The 20854-nt window shown below is 46.7% G+C and carries 12 protein-coding genes; 6 read left to right on the forward strand and 6 right to left on the reverse strand.

Annotated features, from left to right (window positions below; all coding sequences use genetic code 11):
- Positions 1–120: 120 nt before the first annotated feature.
- Positions 121–735, reverse strand: coding sequence for a DedA family protein (locus QUA13_RS03080; RefSeq protein ID WP_333196530.1), 615 nt, complete (start codon positions 733–735; stop codon positions 121–123).
- Positions 736–896: 161 nt separating this feature from the next.
- Complete coding sequence (ahcY, locus tag QUA13_RS03085) at positions 897–2174, reverse strand: adenosylhomocysteinase (RefSeq protein ID WP_333196532.1); 1278 nt, start codon at positions 2172–2174, stop codon at positions 897–899.
- Between the two features lie 360 nt (positions 2175–2534).
- Here ahcY and QUA13_RS03090 point away from each other — a divergent pair, with 360 nt between their 5' ends.
- Positions 2535–2798: a mechanosensitive ion channel domain-containing protein gene (locus QUA13_RS03090; protein WP_333196590.1), complete on the forward strand. Its 264-nt coding sequence runs from the start codon at positions 2535–2537 to the stop codon at positions 2796–2798.
- A gap of 4 nt (positions 2799–2802) precedes the next feature.
- The gene (locus tag QUA13_RS03095) at positions 2803–3051 is read left to right on the forward strand and encodes a hypothetical protein (protein WP_333196534.1); all 249 of its coding nucleotides are present in this window, start codon (positions 2803–2805) and stop codon (positions 3049–3051) included.
- 267 nt (positions 3052–3318) lie between these two features.
- On the opposite strand, the gene QUA13_RS03100 is transcribed toward QUA13_RS03095, so the two are convergent.
- Together QUA13_RS03100 and QUA13_RS03105 are read right to left on the reverse strand one after the other, a co-directional pair.
- A complete protein-coding gene (locus QUA13_RS03100) occupies positions 3319–4011 on the reverse strand; it encodes a PEP-CTERM sorting domain-containing protein (protein WP_333196536.1) in 693 nt (230 codons plus the stop codon).
- Between the two features lie 624 nt (positions 4012–4635).
- Positions 4636–5235, reverse strand: a complete 600-nt coding sequence (locus tag QUA13_RS03105; RefSeq protein ID WP_333196538.1) for a sulfite oxidase-like oxidoreductase — start codon at positions 5233–5235, stop codon at positions 4636–4638.
- Positions 5236–5542: 307 nt separating this feature from the next.
- On the opposite strand from QUA13_RS03105, the gene QUA13_RS03110 reads away from it, so the two are divergent.
- Positions 5543–5776: a hypothetical protein gene (locus tag QUA13_RS03110; RefSeq protein ID WP_333190736.1), complete on the forward strand. Its 234-nt coding sequence runs from the start codon at positions 5543–5545 to the stop codon at positions 5774–5776.
- A 336-nt stretch (positions 5777–6112) separates the two neighbouring features.
- Here QUA13_RS03110 and QUA13_RS03115 read toward each other — a convergent pair whose 3' ends face one another.
- Together QUA13_RS03115 and QUA13_RS03120 are read right to left on the reverse strand one after the other, a co-directional pair.
- Positions 6113–6808: a TrkA family potassium uptake protein gene (locus tag QUA13_RS03115; RefSeq protein WP_333196539.1), complete on the reverse strand. Its 696-nt coding sequence runs from the start codon at positions 6806–6808 to the stop codon at positions 6113–6115.
- A 140-nt stretch (positions 6809–6948) separates the two neighbouring features.
- On the reverse strand, positions 6949–8283 hold the full coding sequence (locus tag QUA13_RS03120) for a TrkH family potassium uptake protein (RefSeq protein ID WP_333196541.1): 1335 nt from the start codon (positions 8281–8283) through the stop codon (positions 6949–6951).
- A 261-nt stretch (positions 8284–8544) separates the two neighbouring features.
- Between QUA13_RS03120 and QUA13_RS03125 the strand changes: the two genes are divergently transcribed.
- From QUA13_RS03125 to QUA13_RS03135, 3 genes are all read left to right on the forward strand, one after another.
- Positions 8545–9498 (forward strand): methyltransferase domain-containing protein, encoded by a 954-nt coding sequence (locus QUA13_RS03125; protein ID WP_333196543.1) that lies wholly within the window; start codon positions 8545–8547, stop codon positions 9496–9498.
- 271 nt (positions 9499–9769) lie between these two features.
- The gene (locus QUA13_RS03130; RefSeq protein ID WP_333196544.1) at positions 9770–10828 is read left to right on the forward strand and encodes a homogentisate phytyltransferase; all 1059 of its coding nucleotides are present in this window, start codon (positions 9770–9772) and stop codon (positions 10826–10828) included.
- A gap of 165 nt (positions 10829–10993) precedes the next feature.
- Entirely contained in the window at positions 10994–20800 is a 9807-nt protein-coding gene (locus QUA13_RS03135; RefSeq protein ID WP_333196546.1) for a tetratricopeptide repeat protein, read from the forward strand.
- The last annotated feature ends 54 nt before the right edge of the window (positions 20801–20854 follow it).

Below are 20854 nucleotides of genomic sequence, written 5' to 3' on the forward strand. Positions count from 1 at the left end.
ACTTGGGGTCGCTCACGAATCCTTTAGGAAACTTGTATTCGTTTTTGGGCTGGGTCAAAATGGTGATTGTCGCCGCAGATGAACGCGAATCAACGCAGATTATTTTCACAAAATTTGTATTTATTTGCGATATTTTTCCTTCTGCATATTCTTTTTGACAACCCACAAAATAAACCAAATGACAATACTCACCACAACTATTTTGGAAACAGGACCCAGATAATCATCGACAAGTCCATAATTTTCCCCGAGTTTATATCCGGCAAAAGTCAGGAAACTCACCCACAAAAGAGTGCCGGCTGTTGAGTAAAGTAAAAAAGGAATTAAAGCCATATTGTTGATGCCAGCGGGCAGGGAAATCAGGGTACGAACTCCCGGTACGAGGCGACACAAAAACACGGCTTTGTTGCCGTGTCTGTTAAACCATCTATTCGCTTTGTCAATATCGGCGCCCGATACAGTGATCCATTTGCCGTATTTGTCGGCTAAATTCCTCAAGCGTTCTTCGCTCAATAATTTACCCGCATAGTACCAAGGAATCGCCCCCAGAACTGTACCGATAACCCCTGCTGCGATCGCCGGTGAAAACTCCATTCCCCCCTTGAATACCGTGAATCCTGCCAGCGGCATAATCAATTCTGAGGGTATGGGGGGGAAAAGGTTTTCCAAAAACATCAACAGGCCAATTCCGAGATAACCCATCGACTGCATTGTGTTAGTTATCCATTCAACCATTTTGATTTAATAATTGGTAATAGGTATAGCAGAAGGAAGTTCGGCAACGGATTATGTAACGGATGTCAGGAAGACCGAATGCCGAAGTTGGAAGAAGGAAGTTTATGAAGTAGGGACACGGCAATGCCGTGTCCCTACGGTGGGGATCGATCGATCGATGATTAAGTGCCCGAAGTCCAAGAGTTGGTGTACTCAATTTGATCGGCTGTCAAGGTATCAATGTGAATACCCATTGCTTCCAATTTGAGACGGGCAATTTCTTTGTCAACTTCCACGGGGATTGAGTGAATACCAGGCTCTAGTTTGCCTTTGTTCGTTACCAGATATTCGCAGGCTAAAGCTTGGTTAGCAAAGCTCATATCCATCACGGCGCTGGGGTGTCCTTCGGCTGCTGCCAAGTTGATCAAACGGCCTTCGCCCAACACAATAATCGACTTGCCATTATTGAGGTGATATTCTTGAGTGAAAGACCGGACTGTTTTCACGTCGGTGCTTTTTTCGCCGAGGGATTTGAGGTCAATTTCAATGTCGAAGTGACCGGAATTGCAAACAATTGCGCCGTCTTTCATGGTGTCGAAATGTTCGGCACGAATGACGTGTTTGTTGCCGGTAACGGTAATGAAGATATCTCCGACTGTTGCTGCTTCGTCCATCGGCATGACGCGGAAACCGTCCATCACTGCTTCGATCGCCCGAATCGGATCGATTTCGGTGACAATTACGTTAGCGCCCATGCCGCGGGCGCGCAGTGCCGTGCCTTTGCCGCACCAACCGTAACCTGCAACCACAATATTTTTACCGGCTAACAAAATATTGGTAGCGCGGATAATGCCGTCTAGGGTAGATTGACCGGTGCCGTAGCGGTTGTCGAAAAAGTGCTTGGTGTCGGCGTCGTTGACGTTCATTGCGGGGAAAGTCAGCACACCGTCTTTCAACATTGCCCGCAGGCGCACGATGCCTGTGGTAGTTTCTTCGGTAGTTCCGATTAAGTCGGAAATTTGGTTCGGGCGGTGCTGGATCAGGGCAGCTACCACGTCGCTGCCGTCGTCGATGATAATATTGGGGCGGTGGTCTAGGGCTGTGTAGACGTGACGTTCGTAGGTAGCCGCGTCTTCTCCTTTGAGAGCGAAGACGGAAATGCCGTAGTCTTCAACTAAGCAAGCCGCTACGTCATCTTGAGTGCTCAAGGGGTTGCTGGCGATCAGTACGGCGTCGCCACCGCCGAGTTTGATGGCGATTGCCAAATGAGCGGTTTCTGTGGTTACGTGGCAGCAAGCAGCCAAGCGAATGCCAGCGAAAGGCTTTTCTTTAGCGAAGCGTTCTTGAATTTGCCGCAAAACGGGCATTTCCCGGCCGGCCCACTCGATGCGTTGCTTTCCCAAGGGGGCGAGGGACAAGTCTTTGACTTCGTGTTTAATCTTGACGGATGTAGCAACCATGTATGTTATTTCTGAGAAATCATCAAACTTTGTTAGTTTTAGCAGATTAAGCCATCGGCGGGCAAGTGGTGTGATTTTACTCGATCGGGGGCGGCGAGGCTAATCTTAAATTTTGATTGTGTTCGATCGATTAGCGAGCGAGTCTATGGAGTCACCCGCACAGCGAGAGTCAAACATTCCTGTCGGGCGATCGATCTCAATCTTTTGTGTTAGCCTGGCGTTCTTGAATTATTTGACACTCTCACTGAGGCGGCTGAAAGTTCGATCGTCTGCGTGATTGCGTTCCCAGCTTTGCGTCCGGGAGATATTATCGGTTTGTTAGGACTGGGTTGAGTAGCTATTAGTTTCGCCTTCCAAGATATCTTCAAAAAATTTTTAGCGGGAATATTGCTGCTGTTGTACGAACCGTTTCAATTGGGAGATCAGATAATTTTAGAAGGCTTTGAAGGTACTGTTGAAAAGATTTCGATGCGTTTAACTCAAATTCTGAGCGCTCGGGGAGAGCGAGTTATCATGCCCAATGCGATCGTATTTACCAATTCTGTGGGGGTACTAACAGCCCTGCCACACAGGCGAACAGACCTGCCTTTAATTTTAGCGATACCGACCTTCCCTAGTAATTGAAACCTTGTTTAAAGTTATTTCCGAAGTCGAAGGCGTTTTGTCGCGACCAACTCCGGAAGTTGATAATTCAAGCCTTAACGATGGTTCTTTGCATCTTATTGTCGGCTATTGGACGCTGCCGGAACAAGCACAGGCGGGACGGACAAAAACCAGGGCTGTGGTGATGATTAAAGTAGCGTGCGTCCGGGCCGACATTAAAATTCCTCAACCCGTACCAGTGACTTTGCACGATCGAACATTTGACCGTGAGTGAGTTTTGAATTTTGAGTTGGGAGAGGGCGAGACAGGGAGAGTCGGAGAGTGGGAAAAATCCTCTTTCTCCCCTCGGACTTCTTCCCTCAACATCCATCCCTTAAATCCGTTAAATCCCGTACACTGGTTCGTTGCCGAACTTCCCTCTGACTTCTGGCATCTGACTTTTCAAATCAAGCAAAAGGCGAGCCGATGTTATATTAGCGCGCCTCCAAATTGTATTCTATTTTGCCAAACGAAATTGAGCAGATTGTTGCAGTTGAAAAAATCAGGAAGCCGTCTTGCTAGCGCGGCGGCGGCGGGCTGCAACCAAGCCACCCAAACCGAGAGCCAAACCAGTCATTGTCATTGGTTCGGGAACTGCTTCTGCGCTCACTGCGAAGTCTTGGAAGTCTGCGTCGTTGCTGTTACCGCGATCGTCGAAGGAGATTAGCGTGCCTCCATTAAACAGAGAACCTGTTCCGTTTGTGAATTGTCCGGCAGCTTGGAAGACGTTCGTTGTTTCTTTGCCGAGTGCGTTCCACAGTTGCGATTGCCCGCCAAACACGGCTAGCTGGGTGTTGGAGTTCAAGGCTGAGGTTGAGTAGACAGTGCCATCGTCGCCGCTGTCGAGTCCCAAAGTATAAATTTTATTTGCCAGGAATGTGAATACTGCCGAGCCAGAACCCGTGACTGTATTGCCCAGAGTTCCTTTCCATTCGTTTTCCCACTCGTTGTCTGAGGATTTAGTTTCCGAAAACAGGTTGGCCACTTTAGAGATCGCCGAGTCATTCACAGTGTAGACTCCCAAAGAGGATTGGTACATACCGTGAGATTCTTTGAACTTAAAGGTGACACTTGTGTCTTGCTGGAATGAGATGCCGTTGGTACCAAAGGAGAATGCGTGAGCTGGAGCTGCGGCGCCCAACATAGCTGTAGCGGCTGCGGTAGCTGTTAGGGCGGATAATAGTTTGGTATTCATAATCTGTTCCTTTTTCGATAGGCTCTTAATAATTTCATTATCGGATACTTTTTTGTATTTTTGGCACTTTATGTAAATTTTGACATATTCTTTACCCAGCCTTTACACATCCTTCACAAATGCTGTCGATCGCATCGGCTTGCAGGGCGAGCGCTCCCTCAAAATACACACAAATAATTATACAAATTGTGGCTTTAAACCTTGCAGTCGCCGGCATGGGAGCGTCCAGCAACTAAACTGATTTGGAGCGGGTTTATGCTAATTTTTTATTTTATTCTCAAGTCTAAATCCTCAATAACAAACACTTAAGTATATATACGGTGATATTTTTGCCCGCTGACAGGTAGAGAAGTTTTATATTAACCCGAAACTGGGAATATTTGTTTTTTGGGACTTGCGTATGAAAGTTAAAGTAGTTTATCTATCGGGTAAATTACGTACAAATTGCGATCTTTGGGTGTACGTCTTTTGTTAAATTAAATAGATCCAGCGCCGCGATCCCTCCCAAAGATACGATCTACTATATGCGATGGGACCAGATTGAAGCGGTAAAAGAGCGGATACCCCCTTAACAAATACCGTATATAGAACCTCTGGGCAAGTCCTTGCTCCCGATCGACCGCATCAAAACAGACCGCTGTAGCGTTCCTCGGCCCAAGGTTCGCCCCGCTGGTGGTAGCCGTTGCGTTCCCAAAAACCGAGTTCTTCGGTTTCGGTAAACTCCAAGCCGTTAATCCATTTAGCGCTTTTCCAAGCGTACAAGTGCGGAACTACCAGCCGCATCGGGCCGCCGTGGTCTGGGGATAGGGGTTCGCCGAAGAGGGTGTGGGCGAAAAAGTTTTCTTCTCGGAGGAAGTCGGCGATCGCAATGTTAGTGGTGTAGCCGCCGTAGCAGTGTTCCAGGACGTGCAGAGCTTTCGGATCGACTTCTATGTAGTTCATAAAATCTGTGACTTTGACTCCCGTCCACTGCACGTCAAGTTTTGACCACCGGGTGACGCAGTGAAAATCCGCAGTAAAGTTACTTTGGGGCATGGCCTTGAAGTCCGACCAAGTGAAGGTTTGTGGTTTGGCCAATCCCCAGACTTTAAATTCCCAACTCTCAATGCTGACGGAGGGTGTATCGCCGTAGGTCAGCACGGGAAAGCCCTTGGCGAGGTATTGACCCGGGGGGACGCGATCGCTGTTTTCTGATTCAGGCTTGCGAAAAAATTTGCCCAGCATTGATTCACGCTCTACACTAACTGCCTGCAATCCTCACTATAACTTGCTGATATGGGCGCATCGCAATTAATCTCAAGGTAGAAAGCAAAAGCACTTCTGCCGAAATAAAAATTCCCAAATCCTGCCTGATGCCAACCTACTTCTGCCTTTAGAGAGATGCGAAGCTAAAAATTACAAAATATATCACCCCAGAGTATTAATTTGTTAATCTTAAATCATATCGCAATTAATGGTGCATTTCCGAATCTTTGATGTATTGTAAATATGCTGAGATGCCATATGTAAAAAAATTGATGGGGTAAAAATCATGTTCACACCTTGCTTGATTCCGTTGGCGGTCTGCTTTATTGCTTTGTTGGTGGCTGTGGGGACTGACAACAGAACGCTAGACGGAATTCCGGCTCCCATAGCTGCAATTATTGGAGTGTGTTCGTTAATTTGGTTTGTGGCGGTCTGTCCTTGGTTTGTTGAACTCGCTCTAGTCTTGGCGGTGGTGGTTTTGGGCAAAGCTTACCTGCAAAAAATCTTGAACGTTGGCTGAATTTACAGGGCTAGCGCTCAAGACAGTTGCGGGAGCGCGATCGGGTGCTGCTACCTTGTTGAGATTTTCGCAATTTGTCTGGCTATGTTCTCAGATGGGGTCGCCAAAGCGGAAGCAACCCCAGCATTGGTGAAATTCAATTTAGATATTTCGGTTAAAAATTAGAACATAAAAATCGACAGAGAAACCCAGTTTATCTAAGATAAACCGGGTTTGTGGGAGGCTAAAATTTTCACAAATCCCGCAAGACTTGCTTAGGAATTAGGCACTCGGAACCGAAGAAACCGGGTTTCTGAGTCGAGGAGTGTGGCTGTATGTGCGTCAAATGGCGAGCTGTTAAATTGGCAAGCGATTGATATCTTTATTAGAACCAACTACTACCATCGCCTCGCCCTTTTTCAAGCGTTCGTTTGGCTGCGGATTGATCTCGAACTTGTCGGCGCGACCGACTGCTAGCAAGTTCAAACCGTACCTGCGCCGGAGATCTAATTCCGAGATGGTTTTACCGTCAAACTTTTCAGGAACCAGCAACTCAACGATGCTGTGATCTGGGTCGAGGTCAAAGCGTTCTAAAATGCTGGGTTGTGTAAGAATCCGGGCTAAAGAGCAGCCCATTTCTCGTTCGGGAAAAACTACATGATCTGCGCCGACTTTTTTCAACAGTTTTAAGTGAGTTTCCGAAGAAGCTTTGGCTATTACGTGAGTTACGCCGCCTTCCTTAAGATTTAGGGTGGTGGTAATGCTTTCTGCTAGGTAATTGCCGATCGCAACAATCACTGTTTCAAATTCAAATATACCAGCTTCCGCAAGAGCGCTAGGCTCTGTAGAATCTAACTGCACAACGTGAGCAGCAATACGATCGGTCAAAGCTTGAGTTACTTTTTTTTCATCGGTGTCAACTCCCAAGACTTCGTAACCCAAGCCGTGCAGAGTCGAACACACAGCTTTGCCGAAGCGTCCCAAACCAATAACTGCAAACTGCTTGTTTTCGGCGCGCAAAGTCCGAAAAAAATTTAAAGATGACAGGTTCACTGAATATCCAGCGCTGAGCGTCTTGCTGTTTAAATTTTAGCAGACACAGCGCCGCCTCCTTTTGATTTTTGGGTAAGTAGTAAAAGTTGATTTGGGTTGTCACCCATTGTTTAGATTATCAGCAACGAGGCAGGATTTTTTTATCCGACTAACAAACTTTCCTCAGCATACTTAAAAGACCTGGGTTTTGGGTCGCCGAAGGCAGCACTCATCAGCAGCAACACGCCAACCCGACCTACATACATTGTAGCAATCAAAACCAACTTACCGATCGCTGAAATCTTGGCTGTAATTCCTGTGGAAAGACCGACCGTGGCAAAGGCTGAAACTGCCTCAAGCAGCGCTGCGATAAATTCTACTTGGGGATTAGTCATCTCAATTAAAATTGCAGATGTGAACGCGACCAACAGGGAACCGAAGACTACGCTAATGGTTTTCAGAATCATTGCTGGTGGGATTTGGCGCTGATAGCACTCCACATCTTCCTGGCCTTCGAGAACTGCTGCGGTACAGCAAAATAATATCCGAAAAGTTGTGGTTTTGATGCCACCGCCGGTGCTGCCGGGACCTGCGCCGATAAACATCAGCGCAACGGTCAGAAATAACCCGGCTTCGCTCATTTTGCCAATGTCAATTGTATTGAATCCCGCCGTGCGGGGAGTAACAGATTGAAACCAAGCAGCCATCAATTTTTGAGGAAAATTGAGAGAACCGAAAGTTGCTGGGTTGTTGTATTCCAGCACCAAAAAAGCTAGCGTTCCTAAAATTAAAAGAACAGCAGTTGTACTGGTAACGACTTTGAAATTTAGGGAAAAAACTGTGCAAATAGGGCTTTTGTTGAAGCGATCGCGCAGCCACAGGTACATTTCCATAATTACTTGATAGCCGATTCCCCCAAATATGATTAAACCGCTGACTGTGAAGTTAATCACAGGCGAATTGATGTACTGGATTAAATTATCTGAATACAGGCTGAAACCAGCATTGTTAAAGGCATTAACGCTGTGAAATATAGCAGACCACACACCTTCTTTAAATCCGTATTGGGGGACGAAAACCGTCATCAGCAAAAACACTCCTGTTAATTCAAACAAAAGCGTTGTTGCTAGAATTGACTGCACGAGTTGTACTACGCCGGCTAGCCCGGATTTGTCGAGAGATTGTTGCAGGGCAATTTTGTCTTTCAAGCAAAAGCGGCGACCCAATAGCAGCAGCAAGAAAGTCGTGGCTGTCATGTAGCCCAAGCCTCCTATTTGCACCAGTAAAACGAGGCACAGTTGCCCCCAAAAAGAGTAATATTTTCCGACATCCACAACCGACAAGCCCGTGACGCAGACAGCGGAAGTAGAGGTAAACAGTGCTGTTATTGGATCGCTCCAACTTCCATCAATTGTGGAAAAGGGCATCATCAGTAATAGAGCACCTGCGAGGATGACAGCGAGAAAGCCCAAAGCAATGGTTCGCGAGACAGTCATTCGATTTTAGATTTTAGATTTTAGATTTTAGATTTTAGAGGGAACCCACAAATCGATTTTAGATTTGAGGTTTGAGAGGGAAGCCACAAATCGATTTTAGATTTGAGATTTTAGAGGCAGCCCACAATATCGATCGTCGGGCTTGAAATCAAGACATCTTTGTCTGGCGAGTGCCTGCGGTCGATCGAACTCAATCGCCAAATTCTATGACAACATCGGGAAAATAACGGTAGAATTCCTTTAATAACTTGCAATCCGGCGATGACATCAACACTTTACCAGCAAATTCAGCAACTTTACGACGCTTCTAGCGGTTTGTGGGAGCAGGTGTGGGGCGAACATATGCACCACGGTTACTACGGCCCGGATGGCAATTTGAAAAAAGAGCGCCGACAGGCTCAGATAGATTTGATAGAAGAACTGCTGGGCTGGGCTGGAGTCCCCTCAGAGAAGGCACTCTGTGAACCTTACCGCATTCTCGATGTCGGTTGCGGGATCGGTGGCAGCACGCTGTATTTGACCGAAAAGTTTAGTTCGAGCGCTCAAAATAATTTAAAGTTGGATGGCGGGAGCGATCCTGATTTTAGCAGATCGCCCGAACCCTATAAAACGGGCGCTAGCGTTACAGCGACCGGGATTACTCTGAGTCCGGTACAGGCCAACAGAGCGACCGAACGCGCTAAAATTGCTGGGCTAGAAAGCAATGTCAATTTTTTGGTAGCCGATGCTTTGAATATGCCTTTTTCTGACGAGTCATTCGACTTGGTTTGGTCGCTCGAAAGTGGCGAACATATGCCCGACAAAATTAAGTTTTTGCAGGAATGCTGCCGCGTACTCAAGCCGGGAGGAACTTTGATTTTGGCAACTTGGTGTCACCGCCCGGTGGGAGAAACGGCGGGAGAATTAACTGATGAAGAGAGAAAGGAATTGGCAGAAATTTACCGGGTTTATGCTTTGCCTTATGTGATTTCTTTGCCGGAATACGAGGAAATTGTCCGCAGTTTGCCTTTGACAAGTATTCGCACCGCTGATTGGTCAAAAGCTGTTGCTCCTTTTTGGGATGTGGTGATCGATTCTGCTTTTACTCCGAGCGCGATTTGGGGTTTGCTGACTAGCGGTTGGACGACTATTCAAGCTGCACTTGCTCTCGGATTGATGAGCCGTGGATATCAGAGCGGATTGATTCGTTTCGGGCTGATTTGTGCTGTAAAATAACAGGGATAGATCGGAGAAGTTTTGAGTTTTGGCTTAAGGGGTAAGGTGTTCTTCGGAGCATGGGTGTCAACTTAAGATTAAACCTAGTATCAGTCTACTGTTTGACTATTAATCCCTCGCTCGCCCCTTAACTTGCCTCCAACTCACTTCCTACTCCCCTTAAAAAGGGAGAAGAGCGCTCAAAGTGAGTCTTCTTAAGGGGGATGCGAGAGGGAGCGATCCTAGGTTATAAACGAGAGATATAAAGGGTTTTAGGCAATTCTTGACATGAATGAGTAAGGTGCGCAATGCGCACCCTACAGAATGTTATTTTTTTTGTGCGGGTGTGAGTTTTATGAGCAACGATTCGATTAACAAGTCTTGGATTGATAAAAATGGCTCGGCTCCGCAAAGCTGGGTGAGGGCATTTTGGGAGTTTTCTCGACCGCACACAATTGTGGGCACTAGCTTGAGTGTATTGGCTTTGTACGCGATCGCCCAAAGCGCGCGGCTGTTTGTGAATCCTGTATTTTGGCCCCTAGCTTTTGCCTGGTTGGCTTGCATTTGCGGCAATATTTATATTGTGGGATTGAACCAGTTAGAAGATGTTGAAATTGATAAAATTAATAAGCCGTATTTGCCGATAGCCTCGGGAGTATTTTCTCGGAAAACCGGGGAATTAATTGTAATTGCCACGGGAATTCTAGCAATTTTGACGGCTGTTTTACAAGGCCCGTTTTTGCTGGCTACTGTTGGCGTTAGTTTGGCGATAGGGACTGCTTATTCTCTGCCACCAATTCGGCTGAAGCGTTTTCCTTTTTGGGCGGCACTGTGCATTTTTACTGTGCGGGGCGCGATCGTAAATTTAGGGTTATTTTTGCACTTTAATTGGGTGTTGGGTTTGGGAACGGCGAAAAGCGCTTTTTCTGGCTGGAGTTTGAAGAGTGTGTCTTTTGCGATTCCTGCAGAAGTTTGGGTGCTGACGATTTTTGTCGTGGTGTTTACGTTTGCGATCGCCATTTTTAAAGATATCCCCGACATGGAAGGGGACAAGCAATATAATATTACTACGTTTACGATTGAGCTGGGCAAGCCGGCCGTCTTTAATTTATCTCGCTGGGTGTTGACGGTTTGTTATTTGGGCGCGACTTTGGCGGGAGCGATCGTATTGTCTAATGTTAATTTAGTGTTTCTGGCAGTTTCTCATTTGGCGGCTTTGGGTTTGATGTGGTTTTGGAGCGCGAAAGTTGATTTGGACGATAAAATAGAAATTGCTGCATTTTATCAGTTTATCTGGAAGTTGTTTTTCTTAGAATATCTGATTTTTCCCGCAGCTTGTTTGTTGGGGTAGAAGGGGAAGAAGGAAGAAGGAAGAAGGAAGAAGGAAGAAGGAAGAAGTAAGAAGGAAGAAGGAAGAAGGAATGGGGAAGAAGGAAGGAAGAAGGAAGGAAGAGTTAACAAATTAGAACAATTTGACAATCACCAGTTAGCGAACTCCCAAACAACAAAGACTACTATGGCTTCTCAAAAAAAAATTCGGAAATCTGCCTGCAAACTGGGTGCCGAAGACTCTTTGAAATTAGCTTGGGAACATCACCAAGCGGGCCGTTTGTTAGAAGCTGAGAATTTGTACCGGCAAATAATACAAGTGCAGCCGGAATCAGCAAACGTGCTGTGCTTGTTGGGAATAGCGACGAGACAGCAGGGAAAAATTGCCGAAGCGATCGACTTTTACGAACAGGCGATCGCCCAAAACCCCGATTTTGTAGAAGCACATTTAAATAAGGCTAATGTTTTGCTGGATGTAGGCGAGTATAAAAGGGCGATAGCCAGTTACGAACAAGTCATCAAAATCGAGCCAAATTCCGCACTCGCTTACAATAATTTGGGCTGGATTAAACAGCAAATAGGCGAAATAGACGCAGCTATTTTATATTACCAAACAGCGCTGCGACTCGACCCCAACCTGCACGAAACAGCGCACAACTTAGGACATTTATTTAAACAAAAAAATCAATTAAACGAGGCGATAGCTTATTACCTCCACGCTTTAAAATTAAATCCAAATTTGACATATTCTCTGATGGGGTTGGGAACAGTTCTGCAACAGCAGGGGAAATTAGCAGAAGCTTTCAACTGCTACCAGCAAGCTGTAATACTAGAGCCAAATAATCCCGAAGCTCACAACAATGTAGGAGCATTTTTCCACGAACAAGGCAATGTAAAAGCAGCAATATCCCACTACCGACAAGCATTAAACTTAAAGCCAGACTTCGTGGAGGCTATTAATAATCTCGGACACGCTTTGGTCGATTTAGGAGAATTTCAAGAGGCTTTTTCTTGTCACAGTCGAGCCTTGCAATTGCAGCCAGACAACGCCACCGCCCACCTGGAATTAGGTTTGACTTTGCTATTGTTCGGAGATTTTCAGCGGGGTTTTGCTGAATACGAGTGGCGGTGGCGCACTCCGCAACTATCGTCGAGGCAATTTAAACAGCCTGTTTGGGATGGTTCGGATTTGCAGGGGAAAACTATTTTACTCCACGTCGAGCAAGGCTTCGGCGATTCTATTCAGTTTATTCGCTACGCGCCAATTATTCGCAGCCAAGGCGCTAAAGTTATGGTGGCTTGCTATCCAGAACTGATGCGGTTGTTTGCGACAGTTGCCGGCATTGAATATTTATCAGTTAGTCTTGAAGGTTTGCCAGAATTTGACGTTCACGCACCCCTGATGAGTTTGCCGCGAATTGTGGGGACTACTCTGGAAACAGTACCGGCAAATGTTCCTTATTTAGCTCCGCCTGATGAGTGCAAGTTTGCGCTTTCTTCTGATGCAAAATTGAAGGTAGGGATTGTTTGGGGAGGGAACCCGCAGCGCCGTAAAAACAATCAGCGTTCTTGCAGTTTGAGCGATTTTATTCAATTTTTGGATATTCCGGGAATCGCTTTTTATAGTTTACAAAAAAACTTGTCCCAGAGCGATCGCACTTTGTTGAACCAACACTTAGTGCCGGATTTGAGTCCGCATTTGAGCGACTTTGCTGATACCGCTTCTGCGATATCTCAACTGGATTTAGTGATTAGTGTGGATACGGCTGTGGCGCACTTAGCCGGTGCTTTAGGAAAACCGGTTTGGGTGCTGCTTTCTTTTGCTCCTGACTGGCGCTGGCTGCTGGAGCGTGAAGACAATCCTTGGTATCCAACTGCGAGGCTTTTCCGCCAAAGTCAGCCGGAAAGTTGGCAAGAATTGTTTGAAGAAGTAAAGGCGGCTTTGAGTTTATTTGCGATCGCCAATACTGCTAGTTATTCCGAGGATTCTGCCCAAGCTCAGCTTGACTTCGTTTCGCTCGCAATGACTGCTAATAATACGCCTGACCTCGATTCTGTGGCTCTCGAAATGACAGGTGGAAGCGTGCTTCAAGAGAGTAAACAAATATTTTTGATGGCGAGCGAAGTGTTAGCAGAAGGCTCCGCAGCTAAGCAATCGCAGGGGATTGAGACATCGGTTGCGATCATCGGAACGGCTGGCGATAATTTGGTTGTTTTAGAGGATTTATTGCGGCAAGCAGAACATTTAATGGAAACAGGCGATAAAGAAGAGGCGATCGCTCTTTACGAACAGATAATATCTCTTGACCCAAATTGCGTCCAAGCGCGGATTAATTTTGGTTTTCTCCAGCAAGAAAAGGGCGAATTAGACGCAGCTATCCCGCATTACCGAGAAGCTTTAGCGATCGATCCAAATATTCCTCAAACAGCTTACAACTTGGCAAAAATTTTTGAGGAACAAGGTCAAGTGGAAGAGGCGATCGCACATTACGAGCAAGCTCTTGTCGCTGAACCTAATTTCGTTCCCGCACTGATTAATTTAGCGGTGGCGCTGCAAGAAAAAGGCGAACTTGCAAGGGCGATCGAGCTGTACTGGCGAGCGCTGGAAATTCATCCGCATAGCTGGGAAGCTTACAACAATCTCGCAACAGTGTTGCAAGAACAGGGCAATTTAGAAGATGCGCTGGAGTATTATCACAAAGCTCTAGAATTGCTGCCGGATTTTGTGGAAGCTATCAACAATTTAGGCAGGACGTTTCTGGAAAAAGGCGCGGTAGAAGATGCGATCGCCTGTTACAGACGGGCGATTCATTTAAGCCCCAACCACGCTAGCGCTCACCTGAATTTGTCCTTGGCTTTGCTGTTGGTGGGAGATTTGGAAAATGGTCTCGCTGAATATGAGTGGCGCTGGCAAATTAAAGAATTTCACACTGGTCATTCCTGTTTCTTGACGGGGCCGGATAATACTGTTTCGGCGAGAGAATACCGGCCGCTATGGGACGGTTCTGATTTGGTGGGAAAGACTATTTTGCTGCACGCCGAACAAGGTTTAGGCGATTCGCTTCAGTTTATTCGCTACGCTGCGATCGTCAAAAATAAAGGCGGTAGGGTAATTGTTGGCTGTTACCCGCAATTGCACCGTTTGTTTGCAACGGTTGACGGCATTGATTTGCTAATAGTTAAAGGCGAGCCGCTGCCGGAATTTGACGTGCAAGCGCCGATGTTGAGTTTGCCCTATATTCTTGGTACAAAGCTGGAAACAATACCGGCAAATACTGCTTATTTATCTCCGCCAGCGGGTGCTGAATTTACACTTCTGCCCGATCGCACTTTGAAAGTTGGCATTGTCTGGGCGGGAAATCCAAAACACCGCAAAAATAAGCAGCGTTCGTGCAGTTTGAGTCAGTTTCTGCCGCTTTTGGACGTTTCGGGGGTAAGTTTTTACAGTTTACAAAAAGAGGTTTCCGAGGCCGATCGCGCGCTGTTGAATCAAACGCCGATAGTAGATTTAAGCCCGCATTTTGGCGATTTGGCCGATACTGCTGCTGCGATCGCCAAATTGGATTTAGTGATTAGTGTCGATACCGCTGTCGCCCATTTGGCGGGCGCTTTGGGCAAACAAGTGTGGATTTTGCTGGCGTTTTCGCCGGATTGGCGGTGGCTGTTGGAGCGTGAAGATAGTCCTTGGTATCCAAGCGCAAGGCTGTTTCGCCAGCATCAGCGGGGCAACTGGGAGGGTGTTTTCGCTCGGGTTGGGGAAGCTTTAGGCGCGGTTGCTGCGGCATTTGTGCCGGCGGATTCGGCGGATGCAGAGTTTCGGTTGGGCGTTGATTTGCAGCAGCAAGCCGATTTTGGCGGTGCGATCGAATGTTATGAGCGGGCGATCGCGATCGATCCTAATTACGCAGCCGCCTACAGCAATTTAGGCGTTGTCAAACAGCAAACGGGCAGGCTAACAGAGGCGATCGCGCACTACCGACAAGCCCTAGCAATCGACCGGAATTTGGCGGAAACTGCGAGCAATTTGGGCAGCGCGCTCGCGGAAGCAGGGGAGACTGAAGAGGCGATCGCAGAATACGAGCGGGCGCTTTCTTTGAACCCGAATTGCGCGGAAGCGCTGATTAATTTGGGCCTGTTGCGGGAAGAGCAAGGGGATGTTGCGGAAGCTGTAAGCTGCTACGAGCAAGCGATTCAAGTCAATCCTAATTGCGCGGTGGCTTATTTGAATTTGGGAATTGCTTTAGAGGGGCAAGGGGAGGAAGGGAAAGCGATCGCGAATTATGAACGGGCGATCGCGATCGAGCCAAATTATGTGGACGCCCTGCATCATTTAGCATACGCCTCGATCCGACAGGGCAAAATTCCCGATGCGATCGCATACCACGATCGAGCTCTGGCGCTGCAACCGGATTTGGTAGAAACCGATCTCGCTTTCGGGAGTTCGCTGTCAAACCCAGATAAGTTGGATGAGGATCTAGCTGTTTGCCAGCAAGCGATTCAGGCATTGCCAGCCAGTGCGCAGGCTCACTGCAATCTGGGAATTGTCCTGCAGAAACAGGGCAAAATTGAAGATGCGATCGCCTGCTATCAGCAAGCTTTGAGCCTGAAACCCGGCTTTCCAGAAGCTTTAAACAATCTCGGCAAAGCTTTTGAGGAAGCGGGAAAAATGGCAGAGGCGATCGATTGTTACCGTCGGGCGATCGAACTCAAACCCGGTTATCTCAATCCCCTCACCAGTTTGGCAAGTGCTTTGCACGATCGCGGACAATTTGCAGATGCTGTCACCTGCTACAGCCAAGCAGTAAAATTTAATGTCGCTAACCCCGAAGCTCACCTAAATTTAGGTTTAGTTTTGCTGCTGTCGGGAGACTTTCAGCGCGGTTTTTGCGAGTACGAATGGCGACTCCTAGTTAAAGAAAAACAGTTCCAGCCCCAGAACTTTATTCAGCCGCTTTGGGATGGCAAAGATTTGCAGGGAAAAACTATTTTGCTTTGCCCGGAACAGGGTTTAGGCGATGCAATTCAGTTTATCCGCTACGCAGATTTAGTCAAGCAAAAAGGCGGTAGGGTAATTGTTTGGTGTTTGCCGCAGTTGCAGCGCTTGTTTGCACAAGTTTCGGCAATCGATGGATTAATAGTTAATCCAGAGAATGCGCCGGATTTTCAAGTGCGCGCGCAGCTAATGAGTTTGCCTCAGCTTCTGGGAACAACTTTAGAAACTATACCGGCGAAAGTTCCTTATTTAGCTCCGCCGCCCGGTGAGGAATTTACTCTCAGTCCAACTGCTAATTTGAAAGTAGGGATTGTGTGGTCTGGAAATTCTCAATATTCCCAAAATAAGGTGCGATCGTTACCGCTGAATTTGTTAACCAAACTGTTAGATATTCCCGGAGCCGATTTTTACAGCTTGCAAAAGGAAATGACAGCAGACGAGCGCGCTTTGTTAGAGCAAATGCCCGTCACAGATTTAAGCTCTTATTTGCACGACTTTGCCGATACTGCGGCGGCAATCTCGGCTCTGGATTTAGTGATTTCTGTAGATACTTGTGTGGCGCACTTGGCTGGTGCTTTGGGCAAACCAGTGTGGATTTTGCTGTGTTTTGTGCCGGATTGGCGGTGGATGTTGCAACGCGAAGATAGTCCTTGGTATCCAAGTGCAAGGCTGTTTCGCCAGTCAACAGCGGGAGATTGGGAAGGAGTTTTAGCTCGGGCTGCTTTGGCGCTGAGAGAAAAAATTGTCCAGCATCAAGAAGCTTTACCGCCAAGAGAAACTCAAACTAATACAGAATTATATCAAAAACAGTTCAATCAGGGAAATATTCTCAAGTCGCAAGGAAGATTTGCGGATGCGATCGCTTATTTTAAAAATGCTTTAGTTTTGCAGCCGAATTCGATAGAAGCCGCCACTAATTTGGCCGTGACGCTGCACCAAACAGGCGATTTAGCCGAAGCTGCCACCTATTATCAGCGCGCGATAGAAATCGACCCTAACTGCGCTCAAGCGCAGAATAACTTGGGTATTTTGCTGCAAGATCGAGGCAATATAGCCGATGCTGTATCTTGCTTTCAAAAGGCGATCGCCCTGAATCCGATTTACGTCAAAGCTCTCAACAATCTCGGCGCGACACTCCAGCAGCAGGGCGAGTTACCGAGTGCGATCGCCTGTTTTCATCAAGCACTTTCTGTCAATTCCAATTACGTGCCTGTTCTGGTAAATTTGGGTGTGGCGCTGCAAGCAAAATGTCAGTTAGCCGAGGCAGAACGCCTTTACGAGCGTGCAATTGAAGCAGAACCGAACAATCCTAAAGGACACTATCACCTGGGAACTTTATGCTTGGGTGCGGGCAAAATAGAACAGGCAATTTCTAGCTTGGAACAAGCAATATCATTAGATCCAAGTTATGTAGAAGCATTTACTAATTTAGGCAGTGCTGTTGAACAATTAGGAGACGCTAATCGGGCTATTGCCTGTTATAAAAAAGCTCTTGAAATAGATGCGAACTGTATTAAAGCTCACTTCAATTTAAGCTTAGTATTGCTGTTGACTGGGGACTTACCGCGCGGTTTAGCAGAATACGAGTGGCGCTGGCAAACAGAACAGGCGAAAAAATTGCCACGGTTGAATTTTGACCAACCGGTTTGGGACGGTTCAGATTTGAACGGGCAAACTATTTTGCTCCGATCCGAACAAGGTTTGGGCGATGCAATTCAATTTGTGCGATACGCGGCAATTGTGCAGCAAAAAGGCGGCAAAGTAATCATTTCTTGCTATCAAGAACTGAAGCGTTTGTTTAAGCAGATTCCTGGGATTGAACAAGTGGTGGTTCGGATGGATGAATTGCCGGATTTCCAAGTGCAAGCACCGCTGATGAGTTTACCGCATATTCTGGGAACAAATTTAGAAAATATACCGGCAAATGTTCCTTATTTAGCTGCGCCCCCGAATTGGCAATTTTCCCTAAATTCCGAGCGCAATTTCAAAGTTGGGATTGTGTGGGCGGGCAGTTCGGAACATTTAAAGGATTTTCAGCGATCGAGCGATTTAAGCTATTTTCTGCAATTGTTAGATATTCCCGGTGTAAGTTTTTACAGTCTTCAGAAAGAAGTGTCAGCGGGCGATCGTACTTTGTTAACTCAAATTCCGGTGATAGATTTGAGCGACAATTTGAACGATTTTGCCGATACTGCGGCGGTGATATCGCAACTAGATTTAGTAATTTCCGTGGATACCGCTGTCGCGCACTTAGCCGGTGCTTTGGGTAAACCCGTATGGATTTTGCTGTATTTTATGCCGGATTGGCGGTGGATGTTGGAACGCGAAGACAGCCCTTGGTATCCGACGGCGCGGCTGTTTAGGCAGCAAACACCCGGCGATTGGGTGGGAGTTTGCGATCGGGTAAAAATAGCCTTAAAACACCTAATCTCTACTCGTTTCCAGGAAGAGCCTGGTAACGCAGATCCCGAGGCTGCGCCTCGATTTTCCTTATCGCCCGCACAGGTACAATTTCACCTAGCAAATGCCTTAAAAAAACAAGGTAAAAAAGCAGATGCAGCCGCTCGCTACGAACAAGTAATTGCCGCCTCGCCACGCCACGCAGAAGCCCACAGTTATTTAGGTTATCTCAAACAGGAAAACGGGCAAATAGCCTCGGCTATTGTTCATTACCAAAAATCGCTAAAACTCAATCCCAACCAGGCTGAAACTAACTTATACTTGGGCTCCGCCCTCGAAGAGCAGGGACAAGTCGCAGAGGCGATCGACTTCTACAATCAAGCAATTCAACTATGTCCAAACTCGCCAAATTGGCGCTTGAGACTAGCCTTAGCTTTGCTTTTAACTGGAAATTATGAGCGCGGTTTTACGGAGTACGAATCGCGCTGGCAAACTCAAGAATTGGAGCAGCGCTATTTTGAGCAACCACTTTGGGACGGCTCTGATTTGCAGGGAAAAACAATTTTATTGCACCCAGAACAAGGTTTTGGCGATACGATACAGTTTATCCGCTACGCACCTTTAGTCAAGCAAAAAGGCGGCAAAGTTGTTGTGGCTTGTCATGTCATGCTGAAGCGTTTATTTGAAGGAATTGCAGGAGTCGATCGAGTAGTAGTGCGGCCGAGCGATATGGTGGATTTTCAAGTGCAAGCCCCGCTGCTAAGTTTGCCGCGAATTCTGGGAACGACTTTGGACAATCTACCGGCGAATATTCCTTATTTAGCCCCGCCACAGGATTTTAAATTTTCCCTAGAGCCGAACAATCAACTAAAAGTAGGTATTGTGTGGGCGGGCGGCCCGCTGCACCGCAACAATCATCAGCGATCGTGTAAATTGAGCGATTTTGTGAAATTTTTAGATGTTCCGGGAGCGAGTTTTTACAGCCTTCAGAAAGATATGTCAGCGGGCGATATCACTTTATTAAATCAACAGCAAATTGAAGATTTGAGCGAACATTGCGTCGATTTTGCCGACACCGCAGCAATTATTTCCCAACTGGATTTAGTAATTTGCGTTGACACTGCTGTGGCTCATTTAGCGGGTGCTTTAGGCAAACCTGTCTGGGTTTTGCTGTCTTTTGTTCCCGATTGGCGGTGGATGCTGGAACGCGAAAATAGCCCTTGGTATCCCACTGTGCGTCTGTTTCGCCAGCAAAAAGCGGGTGATTGGGATGGAGTTTGCGATCGTATAAAAGCAGCCTTGCTAGAGAGGGCGGGCACGGAGGCACCGCCCTTACAATCTACTCGTTATCAGGCTGAGCCTGGCAACGCAGATTCTGATGCTCAGTCTCAAATCCAACGCCCAGAAACTCCCCCACAAATTACCGGAATCGGCATTAGTTGGCCAGTCAGCATCACCACCGGCTGGGGAATTTACGGCATGAATTTAACACTGCAACTGCTGCGAAATTCCGCCTGGGAAGTTGCACTTTTAGTACCGCCATCTATTACCTCAGAATCTATCAATCCGCTGCATAAATCCCTGTTATTACCTGTAGTAGAAAAGCAGAAAAATTTTCAGGAATTAGTAACCGCAAATTCAGACAAACAGATTACTTGCAACTTTCCCGTACTTTACGCTTTGGGGAATAATTTAGCATCCTCTGGAGTTGAGAATCAAATTACCAGCGCTTCTCAAATAGGAGTAATATTTTTTGAAGACAGGCGAATCACAGCAGAAGCACTAGAAAAAGCCAAAAAATATAGCGCAATTGTCGCAGGTTCTAACTGGAATGCGGATGTTTTGAGAAGCTGCGGCTTGACTAATGTGGCGATGGTAAATCAAGGAATTGACCCCGCAATTTTCCATCCTGCACCCAAATCTAATCTATTTGGCGATCGCTTCGTCATTTTCTCCGGCGGCAAACTGGAATATCGCAAAGGTCAAGATATTGTAATTGCCGCTTTCAAACGATTTCGCGCCAAACATCCAGAGGCTTTGTTACTAACAACATGGCACAACTTTTGGCCTCAGTATATGTTAGGAATCGAACAAACCGGAAACGTTGCCGGACTTCCCAATATCAACCGCGACGGAAGTTTAGGAATTTCCCAATGGTTAGCGGCTAACGGTTTGCCAGTTGACTCTTTTATCGACATCGGCTTAATTCCCAATCACCTCGCCGGACAAATTTTGCGAGAAGCCGACTGCGCTGTTTTCACCAACCGCTGCGAAGGCGGCACTAATTTAGTCGCGATGGAAAGTATGGCCTGCGGAATTCCGACTATTTTATCAGCAAATACTGGTCATTTAGACTTAATTTACCATAACATTTGCTATCCTTTATCGAATCAGGGACGAGTTAAACCGACTGCTCATTTTTCCGGTGTAGAAGGTTGGGGAGAGTCTGAGGTTGCAGAAGTTGTTGAGGCTTTGGAGCAAGTTTATATTAATCGCGAAGAGTCAAAAAGTCGCGGCTTAGCTGCGGCTAATTTTATGCTCAATTGGACTTGGGAAAAACAGGTTAAGCGCTTTCTTGCTGTTATATCAAATTCGCTTTAACAATCATCTTTTTCCGGCGAAGAGAATTCGCTACTACACAAACAAAGTTTTTTT

Source organism: Microcoleus sp. S28C3, from assembly GCF_036700785.1.
Lineage (GTDB): Bacteria > Cyanobacteriota > Cyanobacteriia > Cyanobacteriales > Microcoleaceae > Microcoleus > Microcoleus asticus.

Excerpts from the sequence above, each read along its gene's own strand:
- QUA13_RS03100 (WP_333196536.1), bottom strand. The coding sequence starts at position 4,011 with ATGAATACCAAACTATTATCCGCCCTAACAGCTACCGCAGCCGCTACA.
- QUA13_RS03125 (WP_333196543.1), top strand. The coding sequence starts at position 8,545 with ATGACATCAACACTTTACCAGCAAATTCAGCAACTTTACGACGCTTCT.
- ahcY (WP_333196532.1), bottom strand. The coding sequence starts at position 2,174 with ATGGTTGCTACATCCGTCAAGATTAAACACGAAGTCAAAGACTTGTCC.
- QUA13_RS03080 (WP_333196530.1), bottom strand. The coding sequence starts at position 735 with ATGGTTGAATGGATAACTAACACAATGCAGTCGATGGGTTATCTCGGA.
- QUA13_RS03110 (WP_333190736.1), top strand. The coding sequence starts at position 5,543 with ATGTTCACACCTTGCTTGATTCCGTTGGCGGTCTGCTTTATTGCTTTG.
- QUA13_RS03120 (WP_333196541.1), bottom strand. The coding sequence starts at position 8,283 with ATGACTGTCTCGCGAACCATTGCTTTGGGCTTTCTCGCTGTCATCCTC.
- QUA13_RS03130 (WP_333196544.1), top strand. The coding sequence starts at position 9,770 with ATGAGTAAGGTGCGCAATGCGCACCCTACAGAATGTTATTTTTTTTGT.
- QUA13_RS03135 (WP_333196546.1), top strand. The coding sequence starts at position 10,994 with ATGGCTTCTCAAAAAAAAATTCGGAAATCTGCCTGCAAACTGGGTGCC.
- QUA13_RS03105 (WP_333196538.1), bottom strand. The coding sequence starts at position 5,235 with ATGCTGGGCAAATTTTTTCGCAAGCCTGAATCAGAAAACAGCGATCGC.